At 66.8% G+C, this 16,648-nt stretch carries 17 protein-coding genes; 7 read left to right on the top strand and 10 right to left on the bottom strand.

From position 1 onward, the window contains the following. Positions 1 to 61: 61 nt before the first annotated feature. Positions 62 to 493, bottom strand: coding sequence for a pyridoxamine 5'-phosphate oxidase family protein (locus tag KXV01_RS00885; RefSeq protein WP_099495236.1), 432 nt, complete (start codon positions 491 to 493; stop codon positions 62 to 64). Positions 494 to 873: 380 nt separating this feature from the next. Here KXV01_RS00885 and KXV01_RS00880 point away from each other — a divergent pair, with 380 nt between their 5' ends. Then, positions 874 to 1,212 (top strand): hypothetical protein, encoded by a 339-nt coding sequence (locus KXV01_RS00880; protein ID WP_258390894.1) that lies wholly within the window; start codon positions 874 to 876, stop codon positions 1,210 to 1,212. A gap of 35 nt (positions 1,213 to 1,247) precedes the next feature. Next, positions 1,248 to 1,754 carry a PaaI family thioesterase gene (locus KXV01_RS00875; protein WP_049438577.1) on the top strand — a complete coding sequence of 169 codons (507 nt, stop codon included), beginning with the start codon at positions 1,248 to 1,250 and terminating at the stop codon, positions 1,752 to 1,754. Positions 1,755 to 1,763: 9 nt separating this feature from the next. Here the strand turns inward: KXV01_RS00875 and KXV01_RS00870 are convergent, their stop codons facing one another. The 4 genes from KXV01_RS00870 to KXV01_RS00855 all read right to left on the bottom strand — a co-directional run bounded on the left by KXV01_RS00870 (position 1,764) and on the right by KXV01_RS00855 (position 7,016). Next, on the bottom strand, positions 1,764 to 3,506 hold the full coding sequence (locus tag KXV01_RS00870; RefSeq protein ID WP_099486884.1) for a GGDEF domain-containing protein: 1,743 nt from the start codon (positions 3,504 to 3,506) through the stop codon (positions 1,764 to 1,766). Between the two features lie 162 nt (positions 3,507 to 3,668). Then, positions 3,669 to 4,694 carry an AI-2E family transporter gene (locus tag KXV01_RS00865; RefSeq protein WP_072168658.1) on the bottom strand — a complete coding sequence of 342 codons (1,026 nt, stop codon included), beginning with the start codon at positions 4,692 to 4,694 and terminating at the stop codon, positions 3,669 to 3,671. A 116-nt stretch (positions 4,695 to 4,810) separates the two neighbouring features. Next, positions 4,811 to 5,863, bottom strand: a complete 1,053-nt coding sequence (locus tag KXV01_RS00860) for a sensor domain-containing diguanylate cyclase (protein WP_099495234.1) — start codon at positions 5,861 to 5,863, stop codon at positions 4,811 to 4,813. Between the two features lie 148 nt (positions 5,864 to 6,011). Then, positions 6,012 to 7,016 (bottom strand): LacI family DNA-binding transcriptional regulator, encoded by a 1,005-nt coding sequence (locus KXV01_RS00855; protein ID WP_049438606.1) that lies wholly within the window; start codon positions 7,014 to 7,016, stop codon positions 6,012 to 6,014. A 95-nt stretch (positions 7,017 to 7,111) separates the two neighbouring features. Between KXV01_RS00855 and KXV01_RS00850 the strand changes: the two genes are divergently transcribed. Genes KXV01_RS00850 through KXV01_RS00830 form a run of 5 tightly spaced genes read left to right on the top strand, consistent with a single transcriptional unit; the run spans position 7,112 to position 11,747 of the window. Then, positions 7,112 to 8,164 carry a sugar phosphate isomerase/epimerase family protein gene (locus KXV01_RS00850; protein ID WP_099495233.1) on the top strand — a complete coding sequence of 351 codons (1,053 nt, stop codon included), beginning with the start codon at positions 7,112 to 7,114 and terminating at the stop codon, positions 8,162 to 8,164. A gap of 27 nt (positions 8,165 to 8,191) precedes the next feature. Further along, entirely contained in the window at positions 8,192 to 9,409 is a 1,218-nt protein-coding gene (locus KXV01_RS00845) for a nucleoside permease (protein ID WP_049416508.1), read from the top strand. A 12-nt stretch (positions 9,410 to 9,421) separates the two neighbouring features. Further along, on the top strand, positions 9,422 to 10,546 hold the full coding sequence (locus tag KXV01_RS00840; RefSeq protein ID WP_100477699.1) for a Gfo/Idh/MocA family oxidoreductase: 1,125 nt from the start codon (positions 9,422 to 9,424) through the stop codon (positions 10,544 to 10,546). A gap of 19 nt (positions 10,547 to 10,565) precedes the next feature. Beyond that, entirely contained in the window at positions 10,566 to 11,432 is an 867-nt protein-coding gene (locus KXV01_RS00835) for a sugar phosphate isomerase/epimerase (RefSeq protein ID WP_049416503.1), read from the top strand. A gap of 18 nt (positions 11,433 to 11,450) precedes the next feature. Beyond that, entirely contained in the window at positions 11,451 to 11,747 is a 297-nt protein-coding gene (locus tag KXV01_RS00830) for a cytochrome c (protein ID WP_099486834.1), read from the top strand. Between the two features lie 10 nt (positions 11,748 to 11,757). On the opposite strand, the gene KXV01_RS00825 is transcribed toward KXV01_RS00830, so the two are convergent. From KXV01_RS00825 to KXV01_RS00805, 5 genes are all read right to left on the bottom strand, one after another. Next, on the bottom strand, positions 11,758 to 12,516 hold the full coding sequence (locus KXV01_RS00825) for a DUF1080 domain-containing protein (protein ID WP_263467470.1): 759 nt from the start codon (positions 12,514 to 12,516) through the stop codon (positions 11,758 to 11,760). Next, on the bottom strand, positions 12,516 to 13,091 hold the full coding sequence (locus KXV01_RS00820) for a gluconate 2-dehydrogenase subunit 3 family protein (protein ID WP_049416500.1): 576 nt from the start codon (positions 13,089 to 13,091) through the stop codon (positions 12,516 to 12,518). Before KXV01_RS00820 ends, KXV01_RS00825 begins: the two co-directional genes overlap by 1 nt. Further along, the gene (locus tag KXV01_RS00815; RefSeq protein WP_099495230.1) at positions 13,091 to 14,776 is read right to left on the bottom strand and encodes a GMC family oxidoreductase; all 1,686 of its coding nucleotides are present in this window, start codon (positions 14,774 to 14,776) and stop codon (positions 13,091 to 13,093) included. The genes KXV01_RS00820 and KXV01_RS00815 overlap by 1 nt, the downstream gene beginning before the upstream one ends. Before the next feature lie 27 nt (positions 14,777 to 14,803). Then, positions 14,804 to 15,706 (bottom strand): TIM barrel protein, encoded by a 903-nt coding sequence (locus KXV01_RS00810; protein WP_263467469.1) that lies wholly within the window; start codon positions 15,704 to 15,706, stop codon positions 14,804 to 14,806. Positions 15,707 to 15,907: 201 nt separating this feature from the next. After that, on the bottom strand, positions 15,908 to 16,492 hold the full coding sequence (locus tag KXV01_RS00805; protein WP_164282925.1) for a single-stranded DNA-binding protein: 585 nt from the start codon (positions 16,490 to 16,492) through the stop codon (positions 15,908 to 15,910). Between the last annotated feature and the right edge of the window lie 156 nt (positions 16,493 to 16,648).

Genomic DNA, 16,648 nt, shown 5'->3' with positions numbered 1-16,648 from the left:
TGGCAAAGCCCGGGCGTGGCGTGCAACGGCCGCGTTGCCGCCGGCCCCCCCCGCGCCGGGATCAGGCTGTGATTTCGCCCTCGTCCTCGCCATCCCAGTAGTGGATGCGGCTGGCGCGCACATGGATCAGTACCAGTCCCGGTGTATCCACTCCCTGTTCGAACCACCGTTCCAGGTCCTTCACCCAGTGCTCGCGCATCGTGGCCCGATCGCGCACCAGCGCCGCCCTTCCCTGCACGTGCACGAACAGCGGCGGCTTGCCCAGCAGCGACTTGCTGCCGGAGAAACCCAGCGCGACGCTGGGGTCAGCCTCGATCTCGCGCACCATGTCGGTGTCTTCCATGGTGAAGAACCAGCTGTCACCGTCATAGTCCACGTCACCGTTGTTGCTCATCGGGCGACCGGCAATTTCTCCACCGGCGTGGGTCTGAAGCATCGTGAAATCGATGTCGGCCATTTTCTTGGCAAGTTCTGGGAGGGTGAGCTGGGTCACGGCGCGGTCCTTGATCGGAGGGACGCCCAGCGTCTGCGCAGAGCGGTGACCGGAAAGTGGATGAGCGCTTGCGGCCTCTTCACGGGAAACGAGATAGGGCGCGTGGTCTGTGTGTGACGTACTCCACACCACCACACCCACGTTAAAAGCAGATGGAGGAACGCCCCTGCGAAGCACCACAGCCGGCTAACAGGGGGGTGTCCGAGAATCGCGCAACCCCGTGGCATGACCGGCATGGCAGGCGGCGTGCACGCGGCGACTCCTCTGCAACCGCATGGCCTCCACATGGATCTGTTCGCCTGGCTCGCGTTCGGCTGCTACCTGTTGGCGTTCTTCATTGTCTCCCTGTTTGCTGGGCCTATCTGAAACGTTCCGACTTCATGCCCTACCACGCGCAGGCCGTGGGCATGTCGTGGGCGGAGATCGAACCGCGCATGCAGGTGCTGCTGATGGCACTCATCCGCGTAGTCGGCGCTGGGTGGATCGCACTGGCCGGCGCCGGCGTGATGCTGGCCTGGCTGATCTTCTTCGGCGGACACTTCGCGCTGCCGCAACTGCTGGCCTTCCAGTTGTTCTGCCTGGTCGCCACCGTGCCGCCGGTACTGGTCGCTTCCGGCGTGCGGCGACGCACCGGTGCACGCACACCCGTCCCCGCTGGCGCCATGGTGGCGCTGCTGTCGGTCATCGGATTCGTGCTGGCCCTGTTGGCACTGTCCTGATGCGTGCTCCCTCCTCTCCCTCCATCGAGGCTCCCATGAATCCCGAATCGATCTTCTACAGCGTGGTCAACGGTGATCTGCCGCCCTCCCAGGCGGGCACCCTGCTCGGCTGGCGATTCGTCGACTACGACGATGCGCTGCGCCGCATCCATGTCGAGTTCGACGCCGGGCCGATGCTGACCAACCCGATGGGCAACGTGCAGGGAGGCTTCCTGTCGGCGATGCTGGATGACTGCATGGGGCCGGCGATCTACGCCACACTGCCCGCCAACCGCATCGCGGTCACGGTGGAATCCAAGACCAGTTTCGTCAGTCCGGCGCGGCCCGGGCGGATCATCGGCTGGGGCGAGGTCGAGCACAGCAAGGGCAGCATCGCCTTCACCCGTGGCTGGCTGACCGACCCGGGCGGCAAGGTACTGGCTACCGCCAGCGCTACCTTCCGGGTGGGTGCGCTGCGCTGGCGCGGGCTCTCGGTGCCGCGTCCCATCGCGCGCCGGATGATCGCGCGCACGCTGCGGCGCGTGCATGCGCGCGTCGGCTGATGCGTGTGCTCAACGTGCGTTGCGGCCGCCGCCGGCCACCCGCACGCGGTCGCGGCCCTGCGCCTTGGCCTGGTACATCGCCGCGTCGGCGGCACGCAGCAGGGTGCGCCAGCCCAGCGCATCGGTGCCCCCCTCGGCGACGCCGAAGCTGGCAGTGACCCGCAGCACGTTGCCTCCGGCCAGTGCGATGTCCAGCTGCCGCATGGCCACGCGCAGCGACTCGGCCAACTGGCGGCCGCCGGCCAGATCGCCGTCTGCCAGCAGCACCAGGAATTCCTCGCCACCGTAGCGGGCGATGCTGTCGCTGCGGCGCAGGTGGCGCTGCAGCAGCTGTGCCACCTGCACCAGCACCTGGTCGCCAGCAGCATGCCCATGGCCGTCGTTGATGGCCTTGAAGCGATCGACGTCAAGCAGGATCACCACCGCGCTGTTGCCACCGTCGGCATGGCGCTGCTGCACCCTCTGGTCCAGCGCGCGCCGGTTCAACAACCCGGTCAGTTCATCGGTGCCGGCCAGCTGGCGCAGCTCGCTGGTCAATGCCGAGCGCTCGCGCGACTTCTCGCGCAGCACTTCGATGGCATCGAACAGGCGCTGCATCTCGGCCAGCGGGTGGGTCACATGCTGCTCCGGGCCGGGGGCTTCCGAGGCGATCTGGATGACCTGCTTCTGCGCCTGCAGCAGCGGCCGCAGGATCTGCAGATGGGCAATGCGCAGCGCCACGCCCAGCACCACCAGCGTGCCCAGCACTGTCGCCACCAGCACCACCAGGCGCGTCGCTTCGCGGTTGCGGGTGCGCTCGAAACGGGCGATGGACACGCTCAGGTAACCATCACGCAGCGCTTCCAGCGACCGCAGGGTCGGTACGTAGCGCGTGGTGAACTCGGCGGCGGTCCACGGCGGCGGCACGCCACGCCGTCCATCTTCGATCAGCTGTTCGATCATCGGTAGCGATTCGCCGAAGAACTGGCGGCGTGCCATGTCCCAATGCCAGGACAGCGTCGGATCGCTGCGGAACACGGCTTCATGGCTGCCTGCCAGCCGCCACAGTTCCAGCAGGCGTCCTTCGGTCTGCAATGCAGCCCGCACCTGTTCGTCACGCCAGGCCCCCGGTACCGCCACCGGCGCCATCACGTTCGAGGCCAGGCGGCCGCCATGCTCGCGCAGGTCGATCAGCACCTGGCCCTGCATCGCCGGGATCGCCGCTTCGCGGTCGGCACTGACCAGCACGCTGATCTGCGCCGAGGTCAACACGTGCAGGCGATCGACCACGGCGAACATGCTGCTGATCGCGCGCTCCACGTCTTCCACCCGGCGCGCGTCGTGCGGCTGTGCCGCCACCTGGTCCACCGCGGCCCGCGCCAACTGCAGGCGACGTTGCACGTCGGCCAGCAGCCCATGCTCGTCGACCACGCCCGGATCGGCCTTGAACACGGCGTCCAGTTGCAGCAGGGCAGTGTCGACCCGCTTGCGCGCAACCGCCAGCTGCGCGGCCAGCCGGGCCTGTTCGGCCGCATCGGCCGTATTGGCTCCCAGCAGGCTGTTGGCGGGGCCGCGCTCGGCCGACACCCGGTTGGCCAGGTCGAAGGTCTGCCGCAGCTGGCGCAGGCTGGCCAGGTTGTCCTCGGCGGCGGTGAAGCGCAGCGTGCCCTGCACCAGTGCGATGGCCATCAGCGGCAGCGTACAGAGTACGAACAGCCCGGCCAGGATCCAGACCCAGGTCCGCAATCCGATGGGCGACGCCTTGCGGGCCATGCACATTTCCCCTGTCGTGCGGAACACTGTAGCGGCCGCCTGCACAGGCGCCAAGCCGCTAATGGGCCAGCCGTGGCCGTGGGTATATCGTGCCCGCCGCGAACGCACCGGCAAGGTCGTGCGAACGCTGGAACCGGGGCGAACACATCATGCCCCGCCGCGTCAGATCCAGCGCTGGTCGACCAGTTCGCGCTTCACGTAGGCATAGAACACCGGCGCGGCGACCAGGCCCGGCAGGCCGAAGGCCGCCTCCATCACCAGCATTGCCAGCAGCAGCTCCCAGGCCCGCGCCTGGATTTCACCACCGACGATGCGTGCGTTGAGGAAGTACTCCAGCTTGTGGATCACGATCAGGTAAAGCAGCGCCGCCACCGCCACGTAGAACGAGACCGACAGTGCGACGATGGTGATGATCGTGTTGGAGATGATGTTGCCCACCACCGGCAGCAGGCCGGCCAGGAAAGTGATCAGCACCAGGGTCTTGGACAGCGGCAGGTGCACGCCGAACAACGGCAGCACGCCCAGCAGGAAGATCGCGGTGAACACGGTGTTGAGCAGCGAGATCTTCACCTGCGCGAACACCACCTGGCGGAACGCGGTGGCCAGGCGGCTGGTGCGCCCGATCAGCTCCTGCGCCAGCGGGCCCATCTTCGGCAGCGGCAGTTCGTCATACAGCGCGATCATGGCGCCGAGCACCATGCCGATCAGCACGCGCACACCGACCTGTACCACCGAGGTACCGGCCACGCCCAGCTGGCGCTGATGCTCGGCGGCCCAGTCGTTCAGCGCCGCGCGCAGTGCCGGCATGTCCTCGGGAATGTAGGGTTGCAGCAGCGCCGGCACCTGGTGCCGCGAGGTGTTGAGAATCTCCATCAGGCGCGCCAGCAATGCATCCGGGCCGCCGGTCTCGTTGCGGAAGAACGAGGCCACGCCGATCCCGGCCAGTACCAGCGCGCTGATGATGATCGCCGACAGCACGATCACTGCGATCGCCCGTGCGCGTCCCGGCGGCAGCCTGCCTTCCACGGTGGAGGCCAGCAGGTGGGTCAGCTGGAACACCAGCAGGCCGGACAGAAGGGTGACCACCAGGCCTAGTTTCAGCGCCAGCCACATGCCCAGCAGCATCATCAGCCACGCCGCGATCCTTGGAATGGGGGGCTTGGGCTGGGCAACGAGAGCGTCTTGCATGGGAGCGCGTCCGGGCGGGGTGGCCCATGGTAGAGGATTGGCGTGCTGATTCCGCGTGCAGGATGAATGGGCATTTCATCCTCGGCCGGCAGCAGCCGTGCCGTCCCCACGCGCGCTCACTCGCCGTAGCTGGCGGTGTTCTTGCCCTGGCGCTTGGCGTGGTACAGCGCGCGGTCGGCCAGTGCCAACCAGTCCTCGACACTGCCGCCACGCGGCGTGGCCGCAATGCCGATACTGACGCTGAATTCCACACCCGGCGTGGCCTGCCGCGCGGCCTCGAGCAGGTGCAGGCGCACCCGCTCGGCCACGTGCATCGCATCCACAGGCGCGCAGTCGCGCAGCAGCACCACGAACTCATCGCCCCCCAGCCGCGCGGGCGTATCACCGGGCCGGGCAACGGTGCGCAATGTCGCCGCGATATGCCGCAGCACCTCGTCACCGGCGCGGTGGCCATGCGAGTCATTGATGCGCTTGAAGTCGTCCACATCGAGCATCAGCAGGCAGGCAAGGCCGCCCTGGCCCTGGGCCCGGTCCAGCGCCTGCTGCGCACGCAGGATCAGGAAACCACGGTTGGCCAGCTCGACCAGCGGATCCATCCGGCTGAGCCGCTGCAGCTGGCGGTTCTGCGATTTGACCCGGCGCGCCAGCTGCCAGCTGAGAATGCTCAGGCCGATGCCATACACGAACAGGAACGGGACACTCAGCACGATCGTGCGCTGCGAAGTGACCGGCTGGTAAGGGAAGCCGAGCGTCCACCAGGTCAGAGCGAAGCCCAGCAGCAGGGCCAGCGTGGCACGCATCGCCAGGCGAACGCCACCGGCAGCGATCTTGTCGGCCACCAGCAGTGCGGTGAACAGTGCACTGGGCACCGCGCTCAACGCCATGAAGGCGATCCAGCCACCGCCGAAAAAGGAGTCGGCCACCATGCAGCGGAACTGGACGAGCGCGGGCTGGGCGGAGCGCTGGGTCAGCATCAATGCCAGCGCAGGCCACGCCAACGCGTTGAGCAGCAGCAGGGCCCATGCCAGCGGCCCATCGTGGCGTTCGAGGATGATCGAAGCGATGGGGATTGCCCCCAGTCCATTGCCGACGAAACGCATCCAGCCGATGCGACGTGCCGCGCCAATGCCTTCGACCGCGCCTTCCGCCGAATCGGTGAAGAATGGCATTGCCCCCCCCTGCGCGATCGCACCTGCTGCTACGGCCCTTGCCGGGCTGCCTGCGATGAGTCTGACAGCTTTGCGTCAATTCGGGATCAAGGTCGTGGCACGGCGCGCGGGCCGGCCGCCCTGCTCCGGCTGCCCTGCCTCGCCTCCGCTACCGCCTGGGCACCGCCGTCGAACCGCGCAGCATGAAGCTGAACTCCAGCGTCTGCTGAAGCGGTACATCGACCTGTTCGATGATGGCGAGCAGCAGGTTGACCGCGCGCTCGCCGATTTCACGCATCGGCTGCCGGACGGTCGTCAGCGGCGGGGTGAGGTAACGCGAAGAGGCCAGGTCGTCGAAGCCGACGATGGAGAGCTCGTCCGGAATGCGGATACCCCGGTCGCGGCAGGCCGCCAGTGCCCCCAGTGCCATCTGGTCGCTGAAGCAGAACACCGCGGTCGGCACGGGCGTGCCGTCCAGCAGCGCAATCACCGCCGCATGCCCGGACTCAACGGAAAAGTCCCCCGGCACGATGCTCAGCTGGCGCAGGCGACCCCGCGCCTTGCCGGCGGCCCGGACCCCTTCCAACCGCTGCTGGTGCAGGGGGTTGTCAGGTGGCCCGCCGACCACGGCGATCCGTTCGTGCCCCAGGCCGTACAGGTGCTCCATCACCGCGCGTGCGGCGGCCGCGTTGTCGATGTGGACGCTGGGGATGCCCAGTGCGGGGTCGAACTCGCATCCATTGACCACCGGCGCAGCTGCGCCGCGCTGCTCGACGATCTCGCGCGCGGTCGGTGGCAGGCGATGGCCCAGCACGATCATGCCGTCCGCCTCGTTGCGCCGGAGCATCTGTGCGTAGCGCTCCTCACGATCGGGTTGATGCTGGGTATCGCCCAGCAGAACCGCGTAGCCGACCGCCTGCGCGGCCTCCTCCGCACCCTGCAGGATCTGTGCGAAGAACGGATTGGCGATGTCCGGGACGGTGACCAGGATCTTGCCGCTGCGCTGGGTCTTGAGCGTGCGCGCCACCGTGTTGGGCACATAGCCCAATGCGGCGGCGGCCTGCTCGATGCGCGCACGGGTGGCCGGCAGCACCTTGTCCGGCCGGGAAAGCGCCCGTGACACCGTGCCTGCGGAGACGCCGACGTGCCTGGCGATGTCGTAGATGGTGGCGATGGCGTTAGTTCTCCTGTCCGCTGTGCAGTGCACAACAGGTCCTGCGTGCGCCCCTGCTAGGATAATGCAATCGATTGCATCGAGGGCGAATCACGTTGAAGACGCTCAAGGGTCCAGCGCTGTTCCTGGCGCAGTTCATCGGCGACACGGCTCCTTTTGATCGGCTGGACACGCTGGCCGGATGGGCCGCGGGTCTGGGCTATTCTGGCGTACAAGTCCCCACCTCCGCGCCCCACCTGTTCGACCTGGCCGAGGCGGCACGCAGCCAGGCGTACTGCGACGATGTTGCCGGCATGCTGGCCGGGCACGGCCTGCAGATCACCGAACTGTCAACCCACCTGCAGGGGCAGCTGGTCGCGGTCCATCCCGCCTACGACAGCCTGTTCGACGGATTCGCACCCATAGACGTGCGCGGCAACCCGCCGGCGCGCCAGGCCTGGGCCGTGGAGCAGCTGCGGCTCGCTGCGCAGGCCAGCCAGCGCCTGGGGCTGACCGCGCACGCCACGTTCTCCGGTGCGCTGGCCTGGCCCTACTTCTATCCGTGGCCGCAGCGCCCGCCGGGACTGGTGGAAGAAGCCTTCGCCGAACTCGGCCGTCGCTGGCGCCCGATCCTGGATGCGTTCGATGCCTGCGGCGTGGACCTGTGCTTCGAACTCCACCCCGGCGAGGACCTGCACGACGGCGCGACCTTCGAACGCTTCCTCGATGTGGTGGATCACCACCCGCGCGCGAAAATCCTGTACGACCCCAGCCACCTGCTGCTGCAGCAGATGGACTACCTCGGTTTCATCGACCGCTACCACGCCCGCATCGGCATCTTCCACGTCAAGGACGCGGAGTATCGCTCCAGCGCGCGCAGTGGCGTGTACGCGGGCTACCAGGACTGGATCGATCGTCCGGGCCGTTTCCGTTCACTGGGCGACGGCCAGATCGACTTCAAGGCGATCTTCTCGAAGTTCGCCCAGTACGACTTCCCGGGCTGGGCGGTACTGGAATGGGAGTGCTGCCTGAAGCACCCCGAGGACGGCGCGCGCGAGGGTGCCGCCTTCATCCGCGATCACATCATCCATGTGACCGAACGCGCCTTCGACGACTTTGCCGGGAGCGACACGGACGCTGGATCACTGCGCCGCATGCTGGGAATCTGAGCCAAGACCGCCCCGGGAGGGCAAGCCATGACGCACGCCATGTCGCGCCTGGGCGCGATGATGTTTCTGCAGTTCTTCATCTGGGGGGCGTGGTTCGTCACCCTGGGCACCTACCTGGTACAGGGCCCGCTGCAGGCCAGCGCAAGCCAGGTGGCAACGGCGTTTCTCAGCCAGTCCATCGGTGCCATCGTGGCGCCGTTCCTGGTCGGCCTGATCGCAGACCGCTATTTCGCGGCACAGCGCATCCTGGCGGTACTGCACCTGGCCGGCGCGGTGCTGATGTGGCTGGCGTCCACCGCCACCAGCTTCAGCGTGTTTTCCGCGTGCGTCATGGGCTACATGCTGCTGTTCATGCCGACGCTGGCACTGGCCAACAGCGTCGCCATGCGGCACATGCAATCGCCGGAGAAGCAGTTCCCGCTGGTGCGCGTGGCCGGCAGCGTCGGCTGGATCGTCGCAGGGGTGCTGATCGGCTGGCTGGGCTGGGAACAGGCGCATCGGCTTGAACTGACCTTCCGGATGGCGGCGGCGGCATCGCTGGTGCTGGGCCTGTATGCGTTCACCCTGCCGCACACGCCGCCACTGGCACAGCAGCGCGATGCCGGGCTGGGGCAGATCCTGGGGCTGGATTCGTTGCGGCTGCTGAAGTCGCGTGCCTACCTGGTGTTCTTCCTGGCCTCCATCGCCATCTGCATCCCGTTGTCGTTCTACTACAACTTCACCAATCCGTATCTCAACGACCTGGGCGTGCAGGGCGCCGCCGGCCTGCAGTCGCTGGGCCAGGTGTCCGAAGTGCTGCTGATGCTCGCCATGCCATTCCTGTTCGTGCGGCTGGGGGTGAAGACCATGCTGGCGGTCGGCATGGCCGCCTGGGTGGTGCGCTACGCCCTGTTCGCCTTCGGTGATGCGGGCAGCGGCTTCCCGCTGCTGGTGATCGGCATCGTGCTGCACGGCATCTGCTACGACTTCTTCTTCGTCACCGGCCAGATCTACACCGATGCACATGCCGGCCCTGCCGCGCGCAGCAGCGCACAGGGGTTCATCACCCTGGCCACCTATGGCGTGGGCATGTTGATCGGCACCTTCCTGTCCGGTGCGGTGGTGGAGCACTTCACCACTGCAGCGGGCCCGGACTGGCAGCAGATCTGGTTGTTCCCTGCCGGCGTCGCACTGGTGGTGCTGATCGCCTTCCTGCTGCTGTTCCGCGACCGCCCGGTAGCGGCGGCGGCGTCGTCCACACCCTGAGGAGACCAGCCGATGCCCCCGCTTGGAATCGCCATCGTTGGTACCGGCATGATCGGCGCGGTGCATCGCCGCGCAGCACTGCTGGCTGGCGCCGAGGTGCGCGGCGTGGCCGCCTCGTCGCCGCAGCGCGCGCGCGAGGTGGCGCACGTGTGGAATGTCCCGCGCGCCTATCGCGATATCGAGGACGTCGTCGCTGATCCCCAGGTACAGGTCGTGCACATCTGCACGCCCAACCACCTGCACCGCGCGATGGCGCAGGCCGCACTGGAAGCCGGCAAGCACGTGATCTGCGAGAAACCGTTGGCGACGACGCTGGACGACGCGCAGGCGCTGGCGGCGCTGGCCGCCTCGACCGGATTGGTCGCCACCGTCCCCTTCGTCTACCGCTACCACCCGGTGGTCCGCGAGGCGCGTGCGCGCATCGCGCAGGGCGACCTGGGGCCGCTGCACCTGATCCATGGCAGCTACCTGCAGGACTGGCTGCTGGACCCGGCCAGCAACAACTGGCGGGTTGACCCGGCACTGGGCGGCACATCGCGCGTGTTCGCCGACATCGGGTCGCACTGGTGCGACCTGGTTGAATGGGTCAGCGGCGAGTGCTTCGCCGAAGTGAACGCGGCGTTTGCCACGGTGATCGCCGAGCGCAGCGCAACCACTTCCCAGAGTTTCAGCACGCCGGCGACAGACGGCGCAAAGCAAGCGGTCGAGAGCGAGGACGTAGCCGCAGCGATGTTCAGGACCGGCGCGGGCACGCTGGCGTCATTGACGGTCAGCCAGGTCTCGGCCGGACGCCACAACCGGCTCTGGTTCGAGATCGACGGCGCCAACGCCAGCGTGGCGTTCAACCAGGAGGATGCCGAGCGGCTGTGGATCGGCCTGCCCGAGCAGCGCGAGGAAATCTTCGTGCGCGGCCCGGGCGCCGGCAGTGCCGAACAACGCCGGTTGTCGCCGCTGCCAGCGGGACACGCGCAAGGCTACGGCCAATGCTTCGAAGCGTTCGTGGCCGACACCTATCGCGCCATTGACGGCGAGCGGCCGCAGGGCCTGCCCACCTTCGAAGACGGCCTGCGCTCGGCGCAGATCGTTGATCGTGTCATTGCATCGGCCAGGTCACGCACCTGGACCGCCATCGGTTGAATCCCGGGAGGATCTGTTGATGAACATCCCTGTCCGTAGAACTGCAACCCTCGTCCTGCTGCTGCTCGCAGTCCTGCCCGCCTTCGCAGGAAACACAGCCGGTGCGCAGAAGCCCATCGCCGTGCAGATGTACACGCTGCGCAACGCCGGCCCGCTCGACCAACAGCTGAAGATCGTCCACGACGCGGGCGTGCGTGCGGTGGAGACTGTCGGTACGCAGAATGCAAGCGCTGCGGAACTGAAACAGTTGCTGGACCGTTACTCGATCAAAGCGGTTTCGTCGCACGTTCAGCTGGCCGAGCTGCGCGACAACCTGGATGCCGTGGTGGCCTTCAACCGCTCGATTGGCAACAGCACGCTGGTGGTGCCCTACCTGGACCAGAAGGATCGTCCGCGCGATGCCGCCGGCTGGACCGCATTGGGCCGGGAGCTGGGCCGGATTGCCAGGCAGGTGCGCGGCAAGGGCATGCAGCTGGCCTACCACAACCACGACTTCGAGCTGGTCGACTTCAATGGCAGGACCGGACTGGAGCTGCTGTTCGCCGCCGCCGGCCCCGAACTGCAGACCGAACTGGACCTGGCCTGGGTCGCGCGCGCGGGACTGGACCCGGTAGTGATGCTGGGTAAGTTCCGCGGCCACGTATTTGCGGTACACGCCAAGGACAATGCGCCCAAGGGCCAGGCCGAAGACGAAGGTGGATTCGCTGCAGTCGGCCAGGGCGTGCTGGACTGGAACGCGATCCTGCCGGCCGCCGCCACCGCTGGCGTGCAGTGGTACATCGTGGAACACGACCAGCCACGCGACCCGGCCAAGGTCATCCAGGCCGGCGCGGACTACCTGCGTGGGCACCTGACCACCAACCTGCCCACCCGTGCCCACCGCTGACGCATCAAGGAGCCCCACATGAAAATGATCCTGGCAGTGGCCGTGGCCCTGGGCGGCATGAACGTTGCGACGGCAGCGTGGGCCAAGGACGACCCGGCCGCCGGCGCGAAACTCTACGCCCAGCACTGCACCGCCTGCCACGGTGCTGAACGCACCGGTGTACCGCCGACGTTCCCGGCGCTCACCGATGTCGGCAAGCGGCTGCAGCCCGCCCAGGTCAAGGACAAGATCAGGAAGGGCGGCGGCCTGATGCCGCCCTTCCCGCAGCTGTCACAGCAGGAGATCGATGACATCGCCAGCTACCTGGCAAAGTAGCGGGTGGGCGCTACAGCTCGCGCACCCAGATATTGCGGTAGCTGACCTTGGAGTCATGTTCCTGCAGATACAGCGGCGCGCACCCATGCGGTGCGTACGAAGGCGCACCGATGTATTCGGTCTTGCCTGCCAGCACGGTATCGTCCTGTACCAGCACGCCGTTATGCAGCACGGTGATCCGCGCGGGCGACGTCAGGCCGCCGCCCGGCGAGAAGCGCGGGGCCTTCCAGATGATGTCGTAGGCCTGCCACTGGCCCGGTGCGCGCGAGGCGTTCACCCGTGGCATGGCCTGCTTGTAGATCGAACCCGCCTGGCCATTGGCGTAGGTCGGGTTGTTGTAGCTGTCGAGTACCTGCAACTCATAGAGTCCCTGCAGGAAGATCCCGCTGTTGCCCCGGTTCTGGCCGTCGAAGCCCTTCGTTTCGGTGGGCGTACGCCATTCGACATGCAGCTGGACATCGCAGAAGGGTTGCCGGGTACGGATGCCCTTGCTGCCCGGAACGACCGTCATGGCGCCTCCGGCAACCTTCCAGGGCACGCGGCCACCCCGCTCCGACTCCCACGCGGAGACATCCTTGCCATCGAACAGCACGATCGCATCGGACGGTGCCTTGCCGGGCGGCGTTGCCACGGTCGCGGGCACAGGGGCCCACACTTCGGTCTTCTTCGGGTCAAGCACAGCGTCGGCACTGTCCTGTGCGAACGCCGATGCAGCGGCCAGCAGGCCGGCGGTGATCAACGCAGGGCGGATCATCAGGGTGGTGTCCATCAGCTGGTCCCCCACGCGGGCGTACCGGGGACATAGGCGAGGTCACCGTCGTAGCGCCCCGGCACGGCGACGTACTGCAGCACCCCGGTCGCACCGACCCTGGAGGTGAAGAAGCCGAAGATGGCCAGCTGCTTGATCATCGTGAAGTAATGCGGCATGGCTTCGCCCTCTTCGGGCGTTCCGGTCTCGGTCACGTCCGCATTGCGCGCCTTGGCCTCGGCATCCAGTGTACGCAGCAACCCGGTGCGCGCCTCCGGCGTGAGCGACACGAAGCGGCCACCGGCGCGCTTGTCGATGTCCGCCAGCCCGGCGCGGAACACCGCCTGCTGCCTGGCGGTGTAGCAGTCGCTGACGAAGGTTGCCATGAACAGACCGGCGCCCGCGTCTTTCGCCCCGGGTGTCCGGGTCCGCGGCAGGATGGTCTCGGCGATCTCGTCCAGCGTGCCGATATCGGCATCGGAGAACGCGGCCATCGCCCCGGCCGCTGGCGCTTTGCCATGCACCAGCGCAGGCAGGCCGACCATGGCCGCACCGGTGGCGGCGACGATCATCTTCAGCAGTTCGCGGCGATCCATCACAGGTTCCCCGCTTTCAGTTCGCGTACCGCGTGGTCGGCCGCGCGCGCGGTCAGCGCCATGTAGGTCAGCGACGGATTCACGCAGGCGCTGGAGGTCATGCAGGCACCGTCGGTGACGTACACATTGGGGGCATCCCAGACCTGGTTGTGTGCGTTCAATACCGAGCTCTTCCGGTCACGTCCCATACGCGCAGTCCCCATCTCATGGATGCCCTTGCCCGGGGCGTAGTCGTTGTCGTGCATCTTCACGTCCTTGACCCCGGCCGCCTCCAGCATCTCGGCGGCGTCAGCAGCCATGTCCTTGCGCATCGCCAGTTCGTTGGCACGCATGGACACGTCCATCGCCAGCACCGGCAGCCCCCACTTGTCCTTGCGCGCCCGGTCCAGACGGATCGCGTTGTCGTGGTGCGGCAGCATTTCGCCGAACCCGGTCATGCCGATGCGCCAGTCACCCGGCACGGTCAGGGCCTCCTTCAGATCCGCACCGATGTTCAGCTCGGCGATCTCGCGCGACCAGCCGGTGCGGCTGGCACCGCCCTGGTAGCCGAACCCGCGCAGGTAGCCGCGCTTGTCGGCGGCCACGTTGCGGAACCGCGGAATGTAGAAGCCGCAGGGACGACGACCGAAGTAGTACTTGTCTTCGTAGCCCTCGACCCGGCCCGAAGCGCCCGCACCGAAATGGTGGTCCATCACGTTGTGCCCGAGCTCACCCGACGAAGAGCCCAGCCCCCCGTCCCAGACGTCGGTCGCCGAATTCATCAGCAGCCAGGTCGAGTTGAAGGACGATGCATTGAGGAAGATGACCTTGGCCGTGTACTGGTAGGTCTGGCCGGTTTCGGCGTCGATGACCTCCACGCCGCGCGCACGCTTGCGGTCCTTGTCGTAGAGCACTTCCTTGACGATCGAGAACGGCCGCAAGGTCAGGTTGCCGGTCTTCATCGCCGCCGGCAGCGTCGCCGACTGGGTCGAGAAGTAGGCACCGAAGGGACAACCCAGAATGCACTTGTTGCGATACTGGCAGTTGACGCGCCCCTGCTCGGGCATCGGCTGGGTGATGTTGGCGGTGCGCGAGTGGATCATGTGGCGGGTGCCGCCAAAGGCCTTCTTGATCCGCGCGGCCACATCCTTCTCGACGATGTTCAACGGGATCGGCGGCAGGAACTCGCCGTCCGGCAACACGTCCAGTCCCTCGCGCGTGCCGGCGATGCCGGCGAACTTCTCCACGTGGTCGTACCATGGCGCGATGTCGGCGTAGCGGATCGGCCAGTCGGTGGCGATGCCGTCCTTGAGATTCGCCTCGAAGTCCAGGTCGGAGAAGCGATAGCTCTGCCGGCCCCACAACAACGAGCGGCCACCGACGTGGTAGCCGCGGAACCAGTCGAAACGCTTGGTTTCGATGTAGGGTGAGTCCTGCTCGTTGGCCCACATTCCTTCCAGGTTCTCGGCCAGGCCGTAGTCGCGCATCAGCACCGGAAAAGCGGCCTTCATCGCCTGCGTCGGACGGTTGCGATGCGGGAAGTCCCACGCTTCCTTCATCGCATTGACATAGTCCTTGACGTGCTCGATGTTGCGCCCGCGTTCCAGCATCAGGACCTTCAGGCCCTTCTCGGTCAGCTCCTTCGCTGCCCAGCCGCCACTGATTCCCGAGCCAACAACAATGGCGTCGTAGTGATTATCTGCCATGGGTCTCTCACCTGGGTGGATATCGTTTCAGACGTCGCAGAGGCGGATCGCCTCGCGCAATGAAGCAACGGGATCGGGCGCGGCAGGCATGAACTCCTGCGCCAGATACCCCTTGAAACCGGTGTCGCGGATCGCGCGGCAGATGGCCGGATAGTTCAGCTCCTGCCGGTCTCCGATCTCGTTCCGGCCGGGCACGCCTGCGGTGTGGTAATGCTTGAAGCAGGCGTGGTGTTTGCCGATGGTGGCGATGATGTCGCCTTCCATGATCTGCATGTGATAGATGTCGTAGAGCAGGCCGAAATTGTCCGAGCCCAGCCGCTGGCACAGCTCTACGCCCCAGGCCGAGTGGTCGCACAGGTAGTCGCGATGATCGACCCTGGAGTTGAGCAGCTCCATCACCAGCACCACGCTGCGCTTCTCGGCATGCCCGAGGATGCGCTTGAGGCCGGCTTCGGCATTGGCCAAGCCGTCGTGGGGGTCCATGCCATTGCGGTTGCCGGAGAAGCAGATGAGATTTCGGTAACCGGCATCGGCCACCAGATCGATGTGCCGCGTGTAGCGCTCTACCAGCTGGTCGTGGAACTCGCGGCCGGCAAAGCCCTTGGTCAGGCCCAGCTCCGCGCCATTGCACATCGAGCTGTACACGCCATGGGCCTTCAGCGTGGGCCAGTCTTCCGGGCCGACCAGGTCGATGGCGGCGAAGCCGATGTCCTTCACCGTCGTGCAGAGCTGGGCGACCGACAGCTGCGGGAAGGTCCAACGGGCGACGGAGTGCTTCAGGTTTCCTTTGAGTGGCGCAGCGGCGAACGCAGGCAACGCTTCCGCGGTCGTCACGGCCCCCAGGCCAATGCTGCCGGCAACTGCGAGGCGCAGCGCATCGCGCCGCGTGATCCCCGTCGCCGGGGCCGGTCTGATCGAATGGATGGACATCCATCTGCCGGCCTCCCAACCGGTATCAAACGCAACGATTCACAGCAATGCAATCGATTGCACCATAGGGGAGGAAATTGGATGCTTGCAAGTTGCGGTGCACGAAAATTGATGCTGCGGGGCACAACTCCGCAGGAATCGCGGACAAAGAAAAGCCCCGCATGTGCGGGGCTTTCTTTTCTGCTGCAGGCGAGCGTCCGATCAGAACGGAATATCGTCGTCAGCGAAGTCGTCCATCGGCGGCGCCTGCTGCGGCTGCGGGCGCTGGTTGCCGCCCTGGTTGCCGTAGCCGCCACCCTGGTTGCCGCCCTGGTTGCCGCCCTGGTTGCCATAGCCACCGCCCTGGCCACCACGCTGGCCGCCGCCACCGCCGCCGTACTCCTGGCGCGGTGCCTGCTGGCGCTGCGGACGATCGCCGCCGTAGTTGCCGCCACCACCGCCGCCGCCTTCACCGCGGCCGCCCAGCATCTGCATTTCATCGGCGATGATGTCGGTGGAGTACTTCTCCACCCCGTCCTGGCCGGTGTACTTGTCGTAGCGCAGGCTGCCTTCGACGTAGACCGAGCTGCCCTTGCGCAGGTACTCGCCGGCGATCTCGCCGAGCTTGCCGAAGAACACCACGCGGTGCCATTCGGTGCGCTCCTGCTGGTTGCCATCCTTGTCCTTGCGGACGCTGGTGGTGGCCAGGCTGATGCGGGTGATCGCCATGCCGCCCTGGGTGTACTTCACGTCCGGGTCGTTGCCGAGATTGCCGACCAGGATGACTTTATTGATGCCGCGCGCCATAGGTACCTTCGTCCGTTGTCCAGGGGCAGACCGCCAGTGATAGCACAGCCCCGGGCGGGGTGCAGTACGCTGGGCCGCCCCTGGTGAAATTTGGGGGAATGCGAGAACGACGCATCTTACCATTGCCGCCGCCATCCGCCCGGTCAGGAGACCCCG

The organism is Stenotrophomonas sp. Ps181 (genome assembly GCF_025697425.1).
GTDB lineage: Bacteria > Pseudomonadota > Gammaproteobacteria > Xanthomonadales > Xanthomonadaceae > Stenotrophomonas > Stenotrophomonas sepilia.
The sequence above is the reverse complement of the archived record's forward strand: the minus strand, read 5'-3'. Positions and strand labels throughout refer to the sequence as shown.

What these genes read in the sequence shown, in the direction of transcription:
- KXV01_RS00880 (WP_258390894.1), top strand. Translation starts at nt 874, where the DNA reads ATGCCCTACCACGCGCAGGCCGTGGGCATGTCGTGGGCGGAGATCGAA.
- KXV01_RS00875 (WP_049438577.1), top strand. Translation starts at nt 1,248, where the DNA reads ATGAATCCCGAATCGATCTTCTACAGCGTGGTCAACGGTGATCTGCCG.
- KXV01_RS00870 (WP_099486884.1), bottom strand. Translation starts at nt 3,506, where the DNA reads ATGGCCCGCAAGGCGTCGCCCATCGGATTGCGGACCTGGGTCTGGATC.
- KXV01_RS00865 (WP_072168658.1), bottom strand. Translation starts at nt 4,694, where the DNA reads ATGCAAGACGCTCTCGTTGCCCAGCCCAAGCCCCCCATTCCAAGGATC.
- KXV01_RS00860 (WP_099495234.1), bottom strand. Translation starts at nt 5,863, where the DNA reads ATGCCATTCTTCACCGATTCGGCGGAAGGCGCGGTCGAAGGCATTGGC.
- KXV01_RS00845 (WP_049416508.1), top strand. Translation starts at nt 8,192, where the DNA reads ATGACGCACGCCATGTCGCGCCTGGGCGCGATGATGTTTCTGCAGTTC.
- KXV01_RS00840 (WP_100477699.1), top strand. Translation starts at nt 9,422, where the DNA reads ATGCCCCCGCTTGGAATCGCCATCGTTGGTACCGGCATGATCGGCGCG.
- KXV01_RS00835 (WP_049416503.1), top strand. Translation starts at nt 10,566, where the DNA reads ATGAACATCCCTGTCCGTAGAACTGCAACCCTCGTCCTGCTGCTGCTC.
- KXV01_RS00830 (WP_099486834.1), top strand. Translation starts at nt 11,451, where the DNA reads ATGAAAATGATCCTGGCAGTGGCCGTGGCCCTGGGCGGCATGAACGTT.
- KXV01_RS00825 (WP_263467470.1), bottom strand. Translation starts at nt 12,516, where the DNA reads ATGGACACCACCCTGATGATCCGCCCTGCGTTGATCACCGCCGGCCTG.
- KXV01_RS00820 (WP_049416500.1), bottom strand. Translation starts at nt 13,091, where the DNA reads ATGGATCGCCGCGAACTGCTGAAGATGATCGTCGCCGCCACCGGTGCG.
- KXV01_RS00815 (WP_099495230.1), bottom strand. Translation starts at nt 14,776, where the DNA reads ATGGCAGATAATCACTACGACGCCATTGTTGTTGGCTCGGGAATCAGT.
- KXV01_RS00810 (WP_263467469.1), bottom strand. Translation starts at nt 15,706, where the DNA reads ATGTCCATCCATTCGATCAGACCGGCCCCGGCGACGGGGATCACGCGG.
- KXV01_RS00805 (WP_164282925.1), bottom strand. Translation starts at nt 16,492, where the DNA reads ATGGCGCGCGGCATCAATAAAGTCATCCTGGTCGGCAATCTCGGCAAC.